Origin of the sequence: Chryseobacterium elymi (assembly GCF_003385495.1) — a bacterium.
Taxonomy (GTDB): Bacteria; Bacteroidota; Bacteroidia; order Flavobacteriales; family Weeksellaceae; genus Chryseobacterium; species Chryseobacterium elymi.
In genome coordinates, this window is the sequence record NZ_QNUH01000014.1 from 27,311 (window position 1) to 44,747 (window position 17,437).

14 protein-coding genes are annotated in these 17,437 nt (G+C 37.3%); 11 read left to right on the forward strand and 3 right to left on the reverse strand.

Going from position 1 to position 17,437, the window contains the following annotated elements:
- The first annotated feature begins 2 nt into the window (after nt 1-2).
- The gene (locus DRF60_RS15380; RefSeq protein WP_116012888.1) at nt 3-779 is read left to right on the forward strand and encodes a zinc ribbon domain-containing protein; all 777 of its coding nucleotides are present in this window, start codon (nt 3-5) and stop codon (nt 777-779) included.
- Nucleotides 780-873: 94 nt separating this feature from the next.
- Here DRF60_RS15380 and DRF60_RS15385 read toward each other — a convergent pair whose 3' ends face one another.
- Nucleotides 874-2,652 carry an AMP-dependent synthetase/ligase gene (locus DRF60_RS15385; protein ID WP_116012889.1) on the reverse strand — a complete coding sequence of 593 codons (1,779 nt, stop codon included), beginning with the start codon at nt 2,650-2,652 and terminating at the stop codon, nt 874-876.
- A gap of 222 nt (nt 2,653-2,874) precedes the next feature.
- Here DRF60_RS15385 and DRF60_RS15390 point away from each other — a divergent pair, with 222 nt between their 5' ends.
- Both DRF60_RS15390 and DRF60_RS15395 read left to right on the forward strand, forming a co-directional pair.
- Complete coding sequence (locus DRF60_RS15390) at nt 2,875-4,014, forward strand: acyl-CoA dehydrogenase (protein WP_116012890.1); 1,140 nt, start codon at nt 2,875-2,877, stop codon at nt 4,012-4,014.
- A gap of 23 nt (nt 4,015-4,037) precedes the next feature.
- Nucleotides 4,038-4,403, forward strand: coding sequence for a hypothetical protein (locus DRF60_RS15395; RefSeq protein ID WP_116012891.1), 366 nt, complete (start codon nt 4,038-4,040; stop codon nt 4,401-4,403).
- Nucleotides 4,404-4,637: 234 nt separating this feature from the next.
- On the opposite strand, the gene DRF60_RS15400 is transcribed toward DRF60_RS15395, so the two are convergent.
- Nucleotides 4,638-5,582 carry a DUF4349 domain-containing protein gene (locus tag DRF60_RS15400; protein ID WP_116012892.1) on the reverse strand — a complete coding sequence of 315 codons (945 nt, stop codon included), beginning with the start codon at nt 5,580-5,582 and terminating at the stop codon, nt 4,638-4,640.
- 410 nt (nt 5,583-5,992) lie between these two features.
- On the opposite strand from DRF60_RS15400, the gene DRF60_RS15405 reads away from it, so the two are divergent.
- Both DRF60_RS15405 and DRF60_RS15410 read left to right on the forward strand, forming a co-directional pair.
- Entirely contained in the window at nt 5,993-6,487 is a 495-nt protein-coding gene (locus tag DRF60_RS15405) for a hypothetical protein (RefSeq protein ID WP_123902696.1), read from the forward strand.
- A 16-nt stretch (nt 6,488-6,503) separates the two neighbouring features.
- On the forward strand, nt 6,504-8,822 hold the full coding sequence (locus DRF60_RS15410; RefSeq protein ID WP_116012894.1) for a reprolysin-like metallopeptidase: 2,319 nt from the start codon (nt 6,504-6,506) through the stop codon (nt 8,820-8,822).
- 62 nt (nt 8,823-8,884) lie between these two features.
- On the opposite strand, the gene DRF60_RS15415 is transcribed toward DRF60_RS15410, so the two are convergent.
- Nucleotides 8,885-10,480: a peptide chain release factor 3 gene (locus tag DRF60_RS15415; RefSeq protein ID WP_116012895.1), complete on the reverse strand. Its 1,596-nt coding sequence runs from the start codon at nt 10,478-10,480 to the stop codon at nt 8,885-8,887.
- A 350-nt stretch (nt 10,481-10,830) separates the two neighbouring features.
- Between DRF60_RS15415 and DRF60_RS15420 the strand changes: the two genes are divergently transcribed.
- The 6 genes from DRF60_RS15420 (at nt 10,831) to DRF60_RS15445 (ending at nt 17,270) form a co-directional block, all read left to right on the forward strand.
- Nucleotides 10,831-11,688 (forward strand): CPBP family intramembrane glutamic endopeptidase, encoded by an 858-nt coding sequence (locus DRF60_RS15420; protein ID WP_238640223.1) that lies wholly within the window; start codon nt 10,831-10,833, stop codon nt 11,686-11,688.
- Nucleotides 11,689-11,746: 58 nt separating this feature from the next.
- Nucleotides 11,747-12,334: an RdgB/HAM1 family non-canonical purine NTP pyrophosphatase gene (gene rdgB, locus DRF60_RS15425; protein WP_394337465.1), complete on the forward strand. Its 588-nt coding sequence runs from the start codon at nt 11,747-11,749 to the stop codon at nt 12,332-12,334.
- Nucleotides 12,335-12,422: 88 nt separating this feature from the next.
- A complete protein-coding gene (locus DRF60_RS15430) occupies nt 12,423-13,337 on the forward strand; it encodes a ribonuclease Z (protein WP_116012897.1) in 915 nt (304 codons plus the stop codon).
- 8 nt (nt 13,338-13,345) lie between these two features.
- Nucleotides 13,346-14,116: a TIGR02757 family protein gene (locus DRF60_RS15435; protein ID WP_394337466.1), complete on the forward strand. Its 771-nt coding sequence runs from the start codon at nt 13,346-13,348 to the stop codon at nt 14,114-14,116.
- A gap of 12 nt (nt 14,117-14,128) precedes the next feature.
- Nucleotides 14,129-14,680: a DUF1003 domain-containing protein gene (locus DRF60_RS15440; protein WP_116012898.1), complete on the forward strand. Its 552-nt coding sequence runs from the start codon at nt 14,129-14,131 to the stop codon at nt 14,678-14,680.
- Nucleotides 14,681-14,909: 229 nt separating this feature from the next.
- Entirely contained in the window at nt 14,910-17,270 is a 2,361-nt protein-coding gene (locus tag DRF60_RS15445) for a choice-of-anchor L domain-containing protein (RefSeq protein ID WP_116012899.1), read from the forward strand.
- The last annotated feature ends 167 nt before the right edge of the window (nt 17,271-17,437 follow it).

A 17,437-nucleotide genomic window follows, 5' to 3' on the forward strand; every position in this document is an offset into this window, starting at 1 on the left:
ATATGGCAAAAACCAACGATATTTCAGTTGAAGAAAAATTAAGAGCTTTATACGATTTGCAGATCATTGATTCAAGATTGGATGAAATCCGAAATACTAGAGGAGAATTGCCAATTGAAGTTGAGGATCTTGAAATTGAGATCGAAGGACTTGAAAAAAGAGCTGAAAAATTTCATGCAGATATCAAAGATCAGGACGACCAGATCAAAACAAAGCATGAAGTGATTAACCATGCAAAAACTTTAATTGAAAAGTACAAATCTCAGCAGGATAATGTAAGAAACAATAAAGAGTTTGAAGCATTAGGAAAAGAAATAGAATTCCAGGATCTTGAAATTCAGCTTGCTGAAAAAAGGATTAAAGAATTCGGAGTTAAAATTGCTCACAAAAATGAAACTTTAAGCGAACTTAACGAGAAAATCAGTGACCTGAAAAACCATTTAAAATTCAAGAAAGAAGAACTGGATGGTCTTGTATCTGAAACTCAGAAAGAAGAAGAATACTTAATAGAGCAGTCTAAAGAGTATGCGGCCAAAATTGACGAAAGATTACTTTCATCATATAACAGAATCAGAAAGAGTTCTATCAACGGATTGGCTGTAGTAGGATTAGAAAGAGGAGCACCAAAAGGGTCATTCTTCACTATCCCTCCTCAGAAGCAGATGGAAATTGCTCAGAGAAAGAAAATCATTATTGATGAGCACTCAGGAAAAATCCTTGTAGATGACGAATTGGTAATGGAAGAAAACGAAAGAATGAAATCTGTAATTAAATTCTAATTACAATTCAAAAATAAAAAAAATGTGCTTCATTCTTGAAGCACATTTTTTTTAATAAAAAGCTGCTTCATTTCGAAACAGCTTATTGTATTTTTTATTCATGGTGTTCGTACATTTTATTGTACAGATCTATGAACTTCTCTTTTATTGCTTTTCTCTTAAGCTTTAAAGTTGGGGTAAGCAGTCCCGTATCGATGGCCCATATTTCAGGGGTCAGCTCAATTTTTTTGATCCTTTCCCAGTTTCCGAGATGCTCATTGATGCCTTCAATCTCTTTTTCAATTCTTTCCTTTAATTCAGGGCTTTTTGCAATTTCTGCAGGGGTGGAGCCAATATTCAGATTGTTTCTCATTGCCCAGTTTTTAGCAAACTCGAAATCAGGCTGTACCAAAGCACACGGCATTTTTTCGCCGTCCCCTACTACCATAATCTGTTCAATGAATTTTGATGCTTTTGCCTGATTTTCAATTGTTTGAGGGGCGATGTATTTTCCACCGGAAGTTTTAAACATCTCTTTTTTACGGTCGGTGATCTGCAGGAATCCTTCACTGTCGATATGCCCTATATCTCCCGTTTTGAAGAATCCATCCTCAGTAAAAGCTTCTTTGGTCAAATCTTCGGCTTTAAAATAGCCTTTGAAGATAGAAGGTCCTTTTACCGTGATTTCACCATCTTCCTGAATCTTTACCTGCAGATTGTCCAATGGTCTGCCAACAGTACCGATTTTCATTTTATCAAAACTGTTTACAGAAATAACAGGTGACGTTTCAGTTAAGCCATATCCTTCTAAAATAGGAATCCCGGCATTCTGGAACATCAGGTTTAATCTTGTAGAAAGGGCTGCAGAACCGGAAACCAAAGTAATGATTTCCCCGCCCAGACCTTCTCTCCATTTAGAGAATACCAGTTTATCCGCAATAATTCCCTGCAAGCCCGAAGGTTTGGAGATTTCTTTTTTCTTGCTGATTAAATTTAAAGCCCAGAAGAATATTTTTGATTTCAGCCCGCCAGCTGAAGAACCTGTGTTGTAGATCTTATCATATACCTTTTCTACGAGTCTTGGTACAACACTCATATAATGCGGTTTTACTTCTTTTACATTTTCACCCATTTTTTCAATGCTTTCAGCGAAATAAACAGAAAAGCCATTGTACTGGAAAAGATAAAAAAGCATTCTTTCAAAAATATGGCAGATAGGAAGGAAGCTCAATACCCTTGTATCTTTGTAATCCAGGCTTTTCTTCTTAGGAATTCTCGGAAGAGAGCCCAATACATTAGAAACAATATTATGGTGGGTAAGCATTACGCCTTTTGGCTTTCCTGTTGTTCCGGAAGTATAAATAATGGTTGCCAGATCCTCAGAATTAATGGCATTGGAAAGATCTTCCACTTCAATCTGAGTAGAATCGTCCTCACCAAGATCCATAATTTCTTTCCAGTTGGCTGCTCCGCTGATTGTGTCAAAAGTAAAAATTCCCTGTAATGAAGGGATATTGTGTTTCACCTTCATCACTTTATTAAGTAATTCTTTATCAGATACAAAACAATATTGTATTTCAGCATCATTAAATATGAATTCATAATCTTCAGCAGAAATACTTGGATAAACCGGAACGGAAACGACACCGATTTGAGACAGTCCAAAATCCATAACCGCCCATTCCGTACGGGAATTAGTGGTAATCAGAGCAATCTTGTCCCCAGGTTTTATACCTAGTTTTAAAAGCCCTCTGGATATTTTATTTCCCTGATTGATAAATTCTAATGTCGAGGTTTTTTTCCATTCACCCTGATATTTAGTCACAAACATATCTGTTTTAGGAAATTTTTCCAAAGCATAGTGTGGAATATCGAATAATCTTTTGATTGTCATGATTTTTTAAGCAATTTTTAAAGAATTTTAAATATAAGCATTTTTTTTAATTGTAGTAATCATAAATCATCAATTGACAATTAATTGAATGCCTGCCATAATATCAGAGGAATTTTACCGATTATTCTGCGAAAATTTGAAGCTGCTTGTCCCTAACTTCCAATTCTATTTTCAGATTTCGCCAAAAAGTGTAAATTTACGGCTATCTAATTATTATTTTTTATGGACTTTAATTTATCGGAAGAACAGCTGATGATTCAGCAGGCTGCAAGAGATTTTGCACAAAATGAACTATTACCTGAAGTTATAGAAAGAGACCGAGATCAGAAATTCCCTACAGAGCAAGTAAAGAAAATGGGTGAAATGGGCTTTTTGGGAATGATGGTAGATCCTAAGTACGGAGGAGCTGGAATGGATAGTGTTTCTTATGTTTTGGCAATCGAGGAAATCGCAAAAATAGATGCTTCAGCAGCTGTGGTAATGTCCGTAAACAACTCTCTGGTATGTGCCGGTCTTGAAAAATTTGCTTCCGAAGAACAAAAAGTGAAATATCTTACTCCTCTTGCCAGTGGAAAGGTAATTGGTGCTTTTGCATTATCTGAGCCTGAAGCTGGTTCTGATGCTACTTCACAAAAAACAACCGCAGAAGACAAAGGAGATTACTACCTTTTAAACGGTATCAAGAACTGGATCACAAATGGGGGGACAGCTTCTTACTATATTGTAATCGCACAGACAGATCCTGAGAAAAAACATAAAGGAATTAACGCTTTCATCGTTGAAAGAGGATGGGAAGGTTTTGAAGTTGGGGTGAAAGAAGATAAATTGGGAATCAGGGGAAGTGATACACATTCTTTGATCTTCAATAATGTAAAAGTACCGAAGGAAAACAGAATCGGAGAAGACGGATTCGGATTCAATTTTGCAATGGCAGTATTGAATGGAGGAAGAATAGGTATTGCTTCTCAGGCATTGGGTATTGCTTCAGGAGCTTATGAACTGGCTTTAAAATATGCCAAAACAAGAAAGGCTTTCAAAACTGAAATCATCAATCACCAGGCAATTGCATTTAAATTAGCAGATATGGCTACCCAGATTACTGCAGCGAGGATGCTATGCTTCAAGGCGGCGTGTGAGAAAGACGCAGGTAAAGATATTTCTGAAAGCGGTGCAATGGCAAAATTATACGCTTCCCAGGTGGCAATGGATACTACTATTGAAGCAGTACAGATCCACGGAGGATACGGTTACGTGAAAGAATATCATGTAGAAAGAATGATGAGAGATGCGAAGATCACGCAGATCTATGAAGGAACTTCTGAGATTCAGAAAATTGTGATCTCCAGAAGCATCGCAAAATAACTTACTAAAAAAACACACTGCTTATGAAAAAAACTTTGTGGATCAGCCTCGGCGTAATTCTTCTTCTGATAGGAGTAGCGGTATGGTATAAATACTATTTTATCTTTGGAGAAGGAGTGAAATCGGGCTATCTGAATTATGCCATGAAAAAAGGCTATGTTTTCAAAACCTATGAAGGAAAATTAATCCAGGAAGGTTTTGGAAAAGGAAAAACAGGAACCATTACAAGCTACGAATTTGAATTTTCTGTAGAAGATCCTGAAATTTTTAAACAGCTGGAAACCAACAGCGGCAAAATCTTCGATCTTCATTACAAAGAATACAATGGGGCGCTTCCGTGGAGAGGAAACACAAAGTTTATTGTAGACAAAATCGTGAACATGAAATAGCGAAAGGCTCCTATCGGGAGCCTTTCTTCTTACAAACCACTTTTTTATAAATATACTTTTAACCAGGTTGAATACATGGTGTATCCTGTTGATTAAAATATACTTCCCGCAACATAACTTCCGTAACTGACCAGCAATCAACCATAAACATGTGAATATATAAAGAACAAATTCGGCAGGGGTTTATTTTTATTAAAATAATATTAAAAAATCCATCTTTCGATGGATTCCGTTTTATTGGGCATTGTTATCCGTTGTTTTTTTCTTTTTGTAGAAATAATATCCTATTCCGCCGATCAGGAATAAAGGCCACAGCGGCAGAATGAAAAGAAAGACTGAAGTAATCACGTCCCATCCTGATGAAACTGCCGCAAGTGATTTCTCTCCGAAAGTTTTCGGTTCTTTTTCATACTCTGACTTATCAGTAAGAGTCACGGTTATTGTACATAAGGTATTCTCTGCGTAGCTGTTTCCGGAAACCTGTATACTTTTAGTTTCAATATCTCCAATCTCACTCAGGTCATTCATTAAGCTGTCAAAATTACGAATGGGAACTTTAATGTCCATATAATATACCCTTTGGCTATTTTCTTCGTAAGATGAGCTTCTGTTGGCTGCTTTTGCAGTAATATAAGAAAGCTCTTCATTTTTCACGTAACCGTTGTTTTTTACAGTTTCTTCTTTTACAAATTCTTTTGCAGTTTCTGAGTTATCCGCTTTTACAGAAAGGATGCCTGTTTTTACCATTTTATTTTTAAGCTCATAGCTGTCATTCTGAGGCTTGTCTTTGTATATGATCCTGGTTTCTTTAATGACCTTTGGAGCCGGGACATGAACAACGATCTTTTCAGTTTTTTTCTCTGCTGAATCTTTTTTCTCCATCTTCGATTCCAGTTTTGTTGAAGCAATTTTTTCGGTTAAAGAGTCAACCATTTTAGAGGTATTTTCTATTTTCTGCTGAATTTGGCCTTTGGCATCTTCAAAATCTTTTATTCTGACATTGGCAGAATCCAGAACTTTGTCCGCAGTATTGTTGATGGAATTGACAGTTTCGTTCACTGTTGCTGCAGTACTGTCTGCGGCATGTAAAGTGTCTTCTAGCTGGGATGTTGCAGCTTCCCCTTTTTTACACATAATGAATGTGCCTGATACTGCAAGAAGTAGTATGAACTTTTTCATAACATTAATTTTTTGATGAAGTAAAATTAGTGGTGGATGAAGACAGACTTTTGTAAATGGAAAGTATTATTCTGGTAAAATTTTATACAATTGAAAATCAAATAATTGGATGTGTTTTACAAAAAAAAATACAAAACAGAATCTATAAAATTATTGCTTTTATATCTTTTTTGTGTTTATGTAGATCAGGAATGGAATAGCCAACTCAACAGAAACATTTGATATGAAAAGAACCGGAAAGTTATACAAACATTTTTGTTCTTCAGTTGAGAAATTCTTTTTACCATTTGTATATTTTTAAGACAAATAATGTTTTTTGGATTGGTTTACAGTGATTTAATTATTTTTGTTAAAAAATATTCAAAATGCTAATTATGAAATATTTACATTTGCTTATTAATATTTTTCTTATGAAAAGAGTATTTTTGTCAATCTTCCTGTTGCTTTTGTTTGGGCTTGGAGGCGGATCAGCCTGTAAAGGCCTTTCTGCTACAAAAAATATTGTGGAAACAGAATTGGTAATGAGTAAAAATAATAATGAAATAAAATTTTCAGAAGTACGAAGACTGAATAAAGACGTACCATTAGAAGAGTATACAATTTTACAATCTTTTGAACAAACACTCAAATTATACAGTTTAATGGAAGATAAAAGATTTTCCCGGTCCCAACCAATTCCTACACTGTCTGAAAATGAGTTTCTTCTTGTGTTGAAACCTATATTGAAAAAACAGCAATACGGAGATATTGAAATAGAGAGGATAGAAGAAGATAAGTCTGTGTTAAAGGTTTATTATAAAGAAATTAATAACGAAGAATATTTATTGAATAAAGAAAAGAATCCCGTATTGATTCTTAAAATAGAAGGTAAAGCTCCTTCAGGTGTTAAATTAATAACTTCTTAATTTATAAAAAAATCATATGAAGAAAAAATTACTGATTCTGGGTACCTTGCTCATGTTTTCGGCAGTGGGGTTTGCTCAAAAAAATCATTGGAAAAAACTTGATTCAAAAATCAACACTGAGATTCGTGAAAGTAATGTAAGAATTACTGATTTCGTTTTGTTTAAACTTAATATCAGTGAAATTCAAAGTCAACTTAAAAACCTGCCGGACAGTGACTTGCATTTGTCTCAAAAAGGCGTACTGTTGAATTTTCCAAACCTTGAAGGAGGTTTTGATACCTACGAAGTTTTTGAATCATCAACCATGCATCCAGACCTTCAGAACAGATATTCTGAAATCCGGTCTTATACAGGCTTCAAAAAAGATGACAAATCAGCAACCTTAAAGTTTACCATAGATCCTTATTTTGGATTTAATGGTATGATCAGAAATAATCAGGGAATTTATTATATTGATTCTTATACACAGGATAATAAGGTTTATAAACTTTATGACAGGAAAAATGCTTCGTCTCCTGGTCAGTTTGAATGTCATTTTGATGGAGATAGCGAACATAATGAATCAGCCTTAAGTGCCCAGAAAACAGTTATTGATGGATTAAATAGAAAGTACAGGCTGGCTATTACAACAACAACGGAATATACTGCTTATATTGCAGGGCAAGCCGGTGTAGGTTCAGGAACGGATGCTCAGAAAAAAGCGGCAGTTCTTGCAGCTGTTAACCTGGCTGTAACAAGATTAAATGAAGTTTTTGAAAAAGATATTTCAGTAAGATTACAGCTTATTCCGAATACGGACTCTTTGTTCTTTATCAGCACGGATACTTTTAATACTCTGAATGCAAGTCAGATGCTAAGTGAAAATATTACGGTTACGAATAATATTATTGGTGCTGCCAACTATGATATTGGACACTTGTTCTTTCAGGCAAATGCAGGAAATGATAATGGTTTAGCAGCTACTCCTTCCATTTGTGGAAACAGTAAAGCGGGGGGAGTTACAGGTTCTGCAGTTCCGGTAGGAGATCCTTTTGTAATAGATTATGTAGCCCATGAAATGGGACATCAGTTTGGTGCAAACCATACGCAAAATAATAGCTGTAACAGAAATACACCCACGTCGGTAGAGCCGGGAAGTGCAAGCTCTATTATGGGATATGCGGGTATTTGTGCTCCAAACGTACAAGCTCATAGTGATGCTTATTTTCATGCAGTAAGTATTGCAGAAATGTATACCAGGTTAACCTCAGGTTCTACCTCCAACTGTGGTGTTAAAACGCCAATTGCAAACGCAGAGCCAATTGTAAATGCAGGCACAGATAAAAGCATACCGAAAAGTACACCATTTATGTTGACAGCAACTGCAACGGACGCAGATAATGATGCTCTTACATATACATGGGAACAAACTGATTTTGGGGCTGCGGCTATGCCTCCCCAACCTGTAAATGGAGTAGGGCCTCTTTTTAGATCTGTAGCGCCTACAACCTCACCTTCAAGATACTTTCCTAGGCTGTCAACCATTGTTTCGGGCTATGACCCTTCAATTGTAGCTCCTGGAGATGTGAAGGCATGGGAGAAACTTGCTTCAAGAGGAAGAGATCTTAATTTTTCAGTTCTTGTAAGGGATAATAATCCTTTAGGAGGTCAGACAGGGCGTGATGATGTGAAACTTACCGTTGTGGATACTGCAGGACCTTTTGTTGTTACCTCACAAAACACGGCAGGAGTTGTTTGGAGCGAAGGTCAGTCATATACAATTACATGGGATGTTGCTAATACAACAGCTGCCCCTGTAAGCACACCTAATGTAACGATCCTGTTGTCAAAAGATGGCGGTCTTACTTTCCCAACTGTTTTGGTTGCAAGCACCCCTAATAACGGTTCTTATAATTACACTGTTCCGGGAGGCCTGGGAACGATTTCTAATAATGCCAGAATTATGGTGAAAGCTGTGAATAATGTATTTTTAAATGTCAATTCACAAAATTTTACAATTAATTCATCAGCGGTAGTAAATCCCGGAGGAGGAAATCCAGGAGCACCTCCTGTAAGAATTTACAAGGGGTTGATGATATATCCGGTACCTTCAAATGATGGCTATGTTTACATTAAAGCTGATTTTCCCAGACAGATTCCGCTGCGTCCTTACGTTATCACCTATGAATTATTTTCAATGGATGGAAAACTGATTGTTCCTAAAAAGACCAAATACATATTTGATCAAGATTTAGAACAGATTAATTTGAAGCATTTGCCTACTGAATCCTATATGATCCACGTTACTGTAGATGGAGAAAAGATTGTTAAGAAATTAATGATGATTCCTAAGTAAATCATCCAAATAGATTCTATAAAAAAACCGTTCACATGAACGGTTTTTTGTTTTTATTCAATTTAGTCTTGTTGAAATTCACTGATGAAATGCAGCTTCACATTCGGGAATTTTTCCTGCGTCATATGAATAGTGAATGAAGAATCCGCCAAAAATACAAGCTGATCATATTTATCTCTGGCAAGGAAGCGCTGCTTTAATCTCGCAAACTCCTTAAACTCCTCAGATTTTTCATCGGCCTCCACCCAGCATGCCTTATGCATAGAAAGAGGCTCATAGGTACATTTGGCACCATATTCATGTTCCAGACGGTACTGGATAACCTCATACTGAAGTGCTCCAACAGTTCCAATAATCTTTCTGCCATTCATTTCAAGGGTAAATAACTGGGCAACCCCTTCGTCCATCAGCTGGTCAATACCTTTGGCCAACTGCTTAGCTTTAAGCGGATCACTGTTGTTGATATAACGGAAATGTTCCGGAGAAAAGCTTGGCACCCCTTTGAAGCTCAGTTTCTCACCTCCTGTCAATGTATCACCGATCCTGAAACTTCCTGTATCATGAAGACCAACAATATCACCAGGGAAACTTTCATCTACAACCTCTTTTTTATCAGCAAAGAATGCATTCGGAGAAGAGAATTTCATTTTTTTGCCTTCTCTTACCAACAGATAATTTTCATTTCTTTTGAACGTTCCCGAAACAATCTTCACAAAAGCAAGTCTGTCTCTGTGCTTCGGATCCATATTCGCATGAATCTTGAAAACGAATCCTGTAAAATTATTCTCTTCCGGTTTTACAAGTCGTACATCACTTTCTTTAGGCTGGGGCATAGGAGCAATTTCAATAAAAGCATCCAATAGTTCACGCACTCCAAAATTATTTAAAGCCGAACCAAAGAAAACCGGCTGTAAATCACCATTCATATATTCTTCGCGGCTGAATTCAGGATAAACTGACTGTACAAGCTCGAGTTCATCTCTTAGGTTTTGGGCTGCTTTTTCACCAATCACTTCATCTATTGAAGGATCATTAATGTCATCAAACTTAACCGTTTCACCGACTCTCTGTTTCTTTTCTTCCAGGAACAGCTGGATATTGTTTTCCCAGATATTATAAATTCCCTGGAAATCACTTCCCATACCAATAGGTATAGATAACGGAACTACTCTCAGCCCTAATTTCTGTTCCACCTCATCCAGAAGATCAAATGCATCCTTACCCTCACGGTCCAGCTTATTGATGAAAACAAGCATCGGGATGTTTCGCATTCTGCACACTTTAACCAGTTTTTCAGTCTGTTCCTCAACCCCTTTTGCAACGTCAATTACAACGATCACAGAGTCTACAGCTGTTAAGGTTCTGTAAGTATCTTCAGCGAAATCCTTGTGGCCTGGTGTGTCCAGGATGTTGATTTTATGGTCTTTATATTCAAAAGCCAATACGGAAGTTGCAACGGAGATCCCTCTCTGTCTTTCGATTTCCATAAAGTCGGAGGTAGCCCCTTTTTTTATTTTGTTGGACTTTACTGCACCGGCTTCCTGGATAGCGCCCCCAAAAAGAAGTAATTTTTCCGTAAGGGTTGTTTTTCCGGCATCCGGGTGGGAAATGATCCCGAAAGTCTTTCTTCTTTGTATTTCTTTGATTAAGTCTGACATAGTGTATTTTGAAGTTGCAAAAATCGGGATTTTTTATGAGGTTTCAAATAATTTGCAGGAATAAATGGTTGCGGGGGATAGAAGAGGCGTTTTATAGATTTGAGAAGAGGAGAGTTGGAGAGTTTGGGATGCGGTTTGAGGGGTTGGGGGAAATGGGTTAAGCTAATATTCCCAATTTAGATTTGAGGCATCAGGTTTTAGACTGAATCCAAGACTTGACTGAGGTTAAAAGGGCAAAAGCCCACACCTTCACATACAAAGACTCTTCAATCCTCTCCCCTCAAACCTGAAATTAGCATGCTTCAACAATTTCCTTTTTTAGTTGCTTAAGGCCTTCAAAAAAATTATCTTTGTTTTTACAAACTTACAGAGAAAGTATGGAGAATAGCAGGTATCCGAAGTTTACCTTTACATGGATTGGCGGTGTTGTTTTAGTGGCAGGATTAATTATAGGAACAATGGCTGCGTCTTTTTTCGGCAGTTTTTGGAAAATTGCTTTTAAGGAAAACCTCGAACTGAAAGAATGGTTCCTGATGGTGACCAATGCTGCAGGTTTTCTGACTGCTATTGCTTTTTTTGATTTTTTCATTGTAAGACCTTCAACCGGGAAAAAACTGAACTTTAACTTTTCTCCTACGAATTTTTCTACCTACCTCCTGATATTTCCTATGATGATGGGAATGATGCTCATTTCAGAATTTATAACATCTCTTATTCCTACCACAGGGCCGTTTTGGGGGAAATACTATGAGTTTTTCTCAAAACTTATGGAGCAGCTGACTTTTGAGCCGGTCATCATGATCATCATGACCGTGATTATGGCTCCTATTTTTGAAGAAATTATTTTCAGGGGGATTATCCAGAAAGGGCTTATCAACAAAGGGGTAGATCCACGGAGAGCTATTTTTTATGCATCCGTTATCTTTGGGCTGGTGCACTTAAACCCATGGCAGTTTGTAGGAGCCGTATTGCTGGGATGTGTATTGGGGCTGGTTTACTATAAAACAAAATCCCTATTACTGCCGATGCTGTTGCATGGGTTTAATAACCTGTGTTCTTCATTGCTGATTACCTACACCAAAAGCGAGAGTTTTGCTGATGCGTTCAAAACTTCTGAATGGGTTATTCTGGCTGCTGGGATTGTAATTTTTTCTTTGTTCTATTATCTTTTTACAAAAAAGTATAAAGTACATTACGCTGAAATTTAAATAAAATTCGCGATAGAAACCAACCGCAAATAATATGGAAAAAACAAATTGAGCAAAAATGAATATAGATATGGAATTATTGGTTGCCACACACAACGAACACAAAAAAGAAGAGATCCAGCAGATTCTGGAAAATAATTTTACAGTAAAAAGCCTTACCGATTATAATATTCATGAAGAGATTGTAGAAGATGGTGACTCTTTCAACGCGAACGCCTTGATTAAAGCAAAATACTGTTTTGAAAAAACCGGAGTTCCCAGTTTAGGGGACGACAGCGGACTTGCCGTTGAAGCTTTAGATGGCAGACCTGGAATTTTTTCTGCACGTTATGCAGGAGACCATGATTTTGCTAAAAATATCGAAAAGGTTTTATGCGAGCTGCAAGGTCAGGAAAATAGAAAAGCCTATTTCATTACGGTCCTATGCTATTATGACGAGAATGGAGCCCGTTATTTTGAAGGAAAAGTTTATGGAAATTTACTTACAGAAAATAAAGGACACAAAGGCTTTGGATATGACCCTATCTTCGTTCCTGAAGGACATGACAGAACTTTTGCAGAAATGAATCCTGAAGACAAAAACAGGATCAGCCATCGCAAACAGGCATTGGATCTGTTCCTAGACTTCCTTAAAGTAAAAGAATAATTAATTCTATGATGGTCAGTATTTAAACTTATATCCAAAAGATATGTTTAAATTTTCTGTCGTACATTTGTTACAATAAACTATTGATTTGAGTACTTATTTAACGATATTAGGCTTTAATTCAGCTATTCCGACCATTAATTCTTCACCCACGGCACAGCTGTTGGAAATGGAAGAAAGACATTTTCTGATCGATTGCGGAGAGGGAACCCAGGTACAGCTGAGAAAGGCGAAAGCGAGATTTTCAAAGATCAATCATATCTTTATATCACACCTTCACGGTGACCACTGTTTCGGTCTTCCCGGTCTTATTGCCTCCTTCCGTTTGCTTGGAAGAGATACTCCACTGCATGTCTATGGCCCGAAAGGAATTAAAAAAATGCTGGAAACTATCTTTACAATTACAGAAACGCATCGTGGTTTCGAAGTGGTTTATCATGAGCTGGACAAAGACTATTCCGAAAAAATTTATGAAGACAACAGGGTAGAAGTATATACAATCCCATTGGATCACAGAATATACTGTAACGGGTATCTTTTCAAAGAAAAACCTAAAGACAGGCATCTGAATATGAAGGAAATCGCCAAATACAGCGAAATAGAAACTTGTGATTACCATAATATAAAAGCAGGAAAAGATGTCGTGCTGAGCGATGGTTACGTTCTCAAAAATGAAGTACTGACCCTGGACCCGGTGCCTCCTGTTTCCTATGCTTTCTGCAGCGATACCCGATATCTTGAAACGGTGCTTCCGATTATTAAAAATGTAACAGTTCTGTATCACGAATCCACTTTCCTTCATGATCTGAAAGAAATGGCAGACTATACAGGGCATTCAACAGCACTGGAAGCGGCAATGATTGCCCAGAAGGCTGAAGTGGGAAAACTGATCCTGGGGCATTTCTCAAACCGATATGCAGACCTTACCGTATTTACGGATGAAGCCAGAAATGTTTTTCCCAATACCTTTCTGCCAAAAGCACTGGAAAGCGTAAAAATTTAAAACCTTGTATGCTGAATTTTGAAGAATTAAAAAGCTTTTTGAATGAAAAGGCAGATCAATACAACAGTCCTGATTTTATTGAAGATGATCCCATACAGATCCCACACCGTTTCACTTTAAAACAGGATGTAGAAATTGCCGGTTTTCTGGCGGCCACTATTTCCTGGGGCAACCGGAAATCAATCATCAAATCTGCGGATAAAATGCTTGATATCATGGGGAATTCTCCTTACGATTTTGTACTGAATTATTCTGAAAAAGATCTTGAGATTCTTCAGGGAAAAAGTATCCACAGAACCTTTAACGGGCAGGATTTTGCTTACTTCATCAGACAGTTCAATAAGATTTATAAAGAAAATGAGAGCCTGGAAAATTTATTTACAGTAAAAGATCAGGAAACTAATTTTCAGCATGCTATTGAAAGATTCAGAAGCAGTTTTCTGGAACCGGAGAAACACAGAAGCCACAAGCATATCAGCTCACCCTATAAAAACTCTTCCTCCAAAAGAATTATTATGTTTCTGCGGTGGATGGTAAGAAAAGACAAACATGGCGTAGATTTTGGTATTTGGGAAAATATAGATCAGAAATATCTTTCAATCCCGTTAGACGTACATACAGGAAATATTTCCAGAAAGCTTGGGCTGGTTTCCCGAACACAGAATGACTGGAAAACCGTGGAGGAACTGGATGTAGCCATCAGGAAGTTTGATGAAAATGATCCGGCTAAGTATGATTTCGCCCTGTTTGGGCTTGGAGTCACCAAAGAACTATTATAACACCGATAAAGGATGAAAAAAGAAACTGAAAAAATAGACGCTTTAGAAAAAATTGCGAACGGTATTACCTGGTGGGTGGGATCTATACCGTCACTCATCGTTCATACCTTATTTTTTATCACCTCATTTCTTTTGCCAATGCTCAATATTGTTGAGTTTGATAAGATGCTTCTTATCCTTACAACGGTAGTTTCTCTTGAGGCTATTTATCTGGCTATTTTTATTCAGATGTCCGTGAACAAGAGTCACGAAAAGATTGAAGACATTCAGGAAGATATTGAGGAGATTAGTGAAGATATTGAAGACATTCAGGAAGATATTGAGGAGATTAGCGAAGATATTGAAGAGATCAGCGAGGACATCGAGGAAATTAATGAAGACATTGAAGATATCCAGGAAGATATTGAAGAGATCAACGAAGATGAAGATGAGGAAGACCATAATGAAAGAGCCAAAAATGTCATTCTGAAAAGTAATGTCAATTCCAATAAGAATGAGATCAAGGCTTTAAAAGATATTATCAGCCAGCTTCAAACAGAAATAGATCAGCTGAAAAAAGAATAATATAAATTATAAGTGAGAATAGTTTTCAAGATTAAAAGCAGAACATCCGTACAGATGATCTGCTTTTTTTATGCTTATTTCCAAGTTTAAAATTAAATCCTACCAATTTTGTGGAATATGCAATTATAAAATAAATTTATTATTAATATAGATGTTAAATTAATTGAATTGACTAAAAGAGCGTGTTTTTTATTGATATTTTTATTACATTTGAACAAATAAAAATAAAATGTTCAATTATAGACTGAATAATTACTTTTTAGTTACGATGTTTCTATTGGCTTCTGTTTCTGTATTTTCCCAGAAAGTGAACAGAAAGCCGCAATCCGAAAAGTTTAGCATCCAGAGTAAAAAAGCCGGTGCGTTTATTGATGTAAATGTACCTACTTATGCACCTTCCGCATTCACTATAGATCAGCTTGTGAAAAATGTACTGATTTCCGGAGGGTCTGTCTGCGCGGCTCCCAATGTGAGCAATGTGACTATTTCTCCGAATCAGCCACCAACAGATACGGAAAGGGCATGGGGGTATTTTCATAAAGGAACCACTAATTTCCCTTTTACTGATGGAGTTGTGCTTGTTTCCGGTAAAGCAAGAAGAGCTGGAAATGGATTGGAACCATCAACATTAAGCGATATTGTTCCGGGAGCCGGGATGAATGACCCTGATCTGGTAGCCGCCATTAATCCACCGGATGATCTTAAAGATGTTGTATCCTTAGAATTTGATTTCGTTCCAAACAGTAATCAGGTGAAATTTAATTATTTATTTGCTTCAGAAGAATATACAAGCGGATTCCCATGTGGTGACTTTGCAGACGGCTTTGCGCTTCTTCTGAAAAAAGTAGGTGACCCAACTTATGAAAATTTAGCAGTGTTGCCTAACGGAGCAGGACCGGTAAGTGTTCTTAATATTGTGCCATTGGGAGTAGGATGTGATGGAGAGACCATTAATGAGCAATACTTCGGAGGCTTGAATACCCTGAATGTTGAAACAAATTTTATAGGAAGGACTATTCCTCTTACAGCGACGGCGACGGTTGTTCCGGGACAGACCTATCATTTTAAAATGGTGATGGCAGATGCGGTGGATAATAGTTATGATTCTGCCGTATTTCTACAGGGTGGATCATTTGACATCGGAATGACCATCGTGGATGGTAATGGAAATCCTTTGGGTGAAACCCTGAATATGTGTGATAATACACCACAGACTTTAAAAGCACAGGTAACAACTGTGCCGGGAATGACCTACAAATGGTATAAAAACGGCGTAGTGATTCCTAATGCAACCAGTGCTGTATATATAGCCACTTCACCCGGGGTATATGAAGTAAAAACTTTTGTTAACGGAACAGAATGTCAGAAAGCCAATATTACGATTATAGGGGGAACTTCGCCAACAGCTCAAAACGCAATACTTAAACTCTGTGCTACTCCTACTCTGAGCACTTTTAATTTAGAAGACTCAAAACCTCAGATAAGCACAACACCGGGTGCCGTATTTCATTTTTATGCCAATCAGGCAGATGCGCAAGCTCAAAACAACAATTTTATCACGAATCTTACCAACTATAATGGTACCGACGGACAGATTATATATGTAGTCGTTTCCAACGGCGCTTTTTGCAGTAAAATTGTGACCCTGACGTTAAGAAGAGAAGAAACACCCGTTGCCCAGATTACCGCTCCAAGAATGAGAATCTGCGAAGGGGAATCTATGATATTAACAGCTGCAGGCGGTGTAACCTATCAATGGGGAGATACTTCTTCTACCGGAGGAGTAAGAACCGTAAGCCCATCCCAGACAACAACCTATACAGTATATGCTATTGGTGCACAGGGCTGTAAATCTCTACAACCTGCATCCATTACCATTGATGTAGTGCCGGCTATCGTATCTACACTGAAAGGAGGACAAATCTGCGAAGGAGATATGATTCTTTTAGATGCCGGATCCGGACCGGGTTATACCTATGAATGGAATACGGGAGAAACTACTCAGGGCATTACTGTATCCACTCCGGGTGAATATACCGTAATGATCAGTAATGGAGTATGTTTAAAAGAATTTAAAACCCAGGTAATACGAGCGGCAGTCCCCGAAATCATAAAAGTTGATTATAACGATAGCGGAACAATGGTTCTTACAGCAAGTAACCCTAGTAATGGGGTCTTGGAATATTCTGTAGACAACGGCTTTACTTGGCAGGCGTCCAATGTATTTTCCAATGTTCCTAAAAATACCGTAATATCTATCCGTGTCAAAGTGAAGAATACCAGCTGTGTGGGATTCCTGGAATACTTTACATTTGTCATGAAAAATGTGATCACACCAAACGGAGACAACGTAAACGACATCATTGATTTTAGCGGGGTAAGCAGTTACAAAGACTTTCAAGGTTTTGTTTTTGACCGCTACGGAAGAGAAGTGTTCAAAGCCGGAAAAACCAGGCCATATTGGGATGGTTACTTCCAGGGAAAACGCCTCCCTACGGCATCTTACTGGTATCAGGTAACCTATCAGGATCCTGCCAGTAAACAGACGACAGTGAAAACAGGATGGATTCTTCTTAAAAACTTAGAATAATCTTTTATATAATTTATAGAAAGGCTGACAAAACTGTCAGCCTTTCTTATTATTTTTAAACAAAGCAAATTTATATTGCAGAATAAATAAACTTGTATTAGTGATAATGTAAATTGTGTTAAATTAAGTTTCAATCAAAAAAAATAGTATTTTTGTTTAAAATACTA

Bases quoted from the DNA above. Each gene is read 5' to 3' on its own strand.
- DRF60_RS15380 (WP_116012888.1), top strand. From the start codon at position 3: ATGGCAAAAACCAACGATATTTCAGTTGAAGAAAAATTAAGAGCTTTA.
- DRF60_RS15385 (WP_116012889.1), bottom strand. From the start codon at position 2,652: ATGACAATCAAAAGATTATTCGATATTCCACACTATGCTTTGGAAAAA.
- DRF60_RS15390 (WP_116012890.1), top strand. From the start codon at position 2,875: ATGGACTTTAATTTATCGGAAGAACAGCTGATGATTCAGCAGGCTGCA.
- DRF60_RS15395 (WP_116012891.1), top strand. From the start codon at position 4,038: ATGAAAAAAACTTTGTGGATCAGCCTCGGCGTAATTCTTCTTCTGATA.
- DRF60_RS15400 (WP_116012892.1), bottom strand. From the start codon at position 5,582: ATGAAAAAGTTCATACTACTTCTTGCAGTATCAGGCACATTCATTATG.
- DRF60_RS15405 (WP_123902696.1), top strand. From the start codon at position 5,993: ATGAAAAGAGTATTTTTGTCAATCTTCCTGTTGCTTTTGTTTGGGCTT.
- DRF60_RS15410 (WP_116012894.1), top strand. From the start codon at position 6,504: ATGAAGAAAAAATTACTGATTCTGGGTACCTTGCTCATGTTTTCGGCA.
- DRF60_RS15415 (WP_116012895.1), bottom strand. From the start codon at position 10,480: ATGTCAGACTTAATCAAAGAAATACAAAGAAGAAAGACTTTCGGGATC.
- rdgB (WP_394337465.1), top strand. From the start codon at position 11,747: ATGAATATAGATATGGAATTATTGGTTGCCACACACAACGAACACAAA.
- DRF60_RS15435 (WP_394337466.1), top strand. From the start codon at position 13,346: ATGCTGAATTTTGAAGAATTAAAAAGCTTTTTGAATGAAAAGGCAGAT.
- DRF60_RS15440 (WP_116012898.1), top strand. From the start codon at position 14,129: ATGAAAAAAGAAACTGAAAAAATAGACGCTTTAGAAAAAATTGCGAAC.
- DRF60_RS15445 (WP_116012899.1), top strand. From the start codon at position 14,910: ATGTTCAATTATAGACTGAATAATTACTTTTTAGTTACGATGTTTCTA.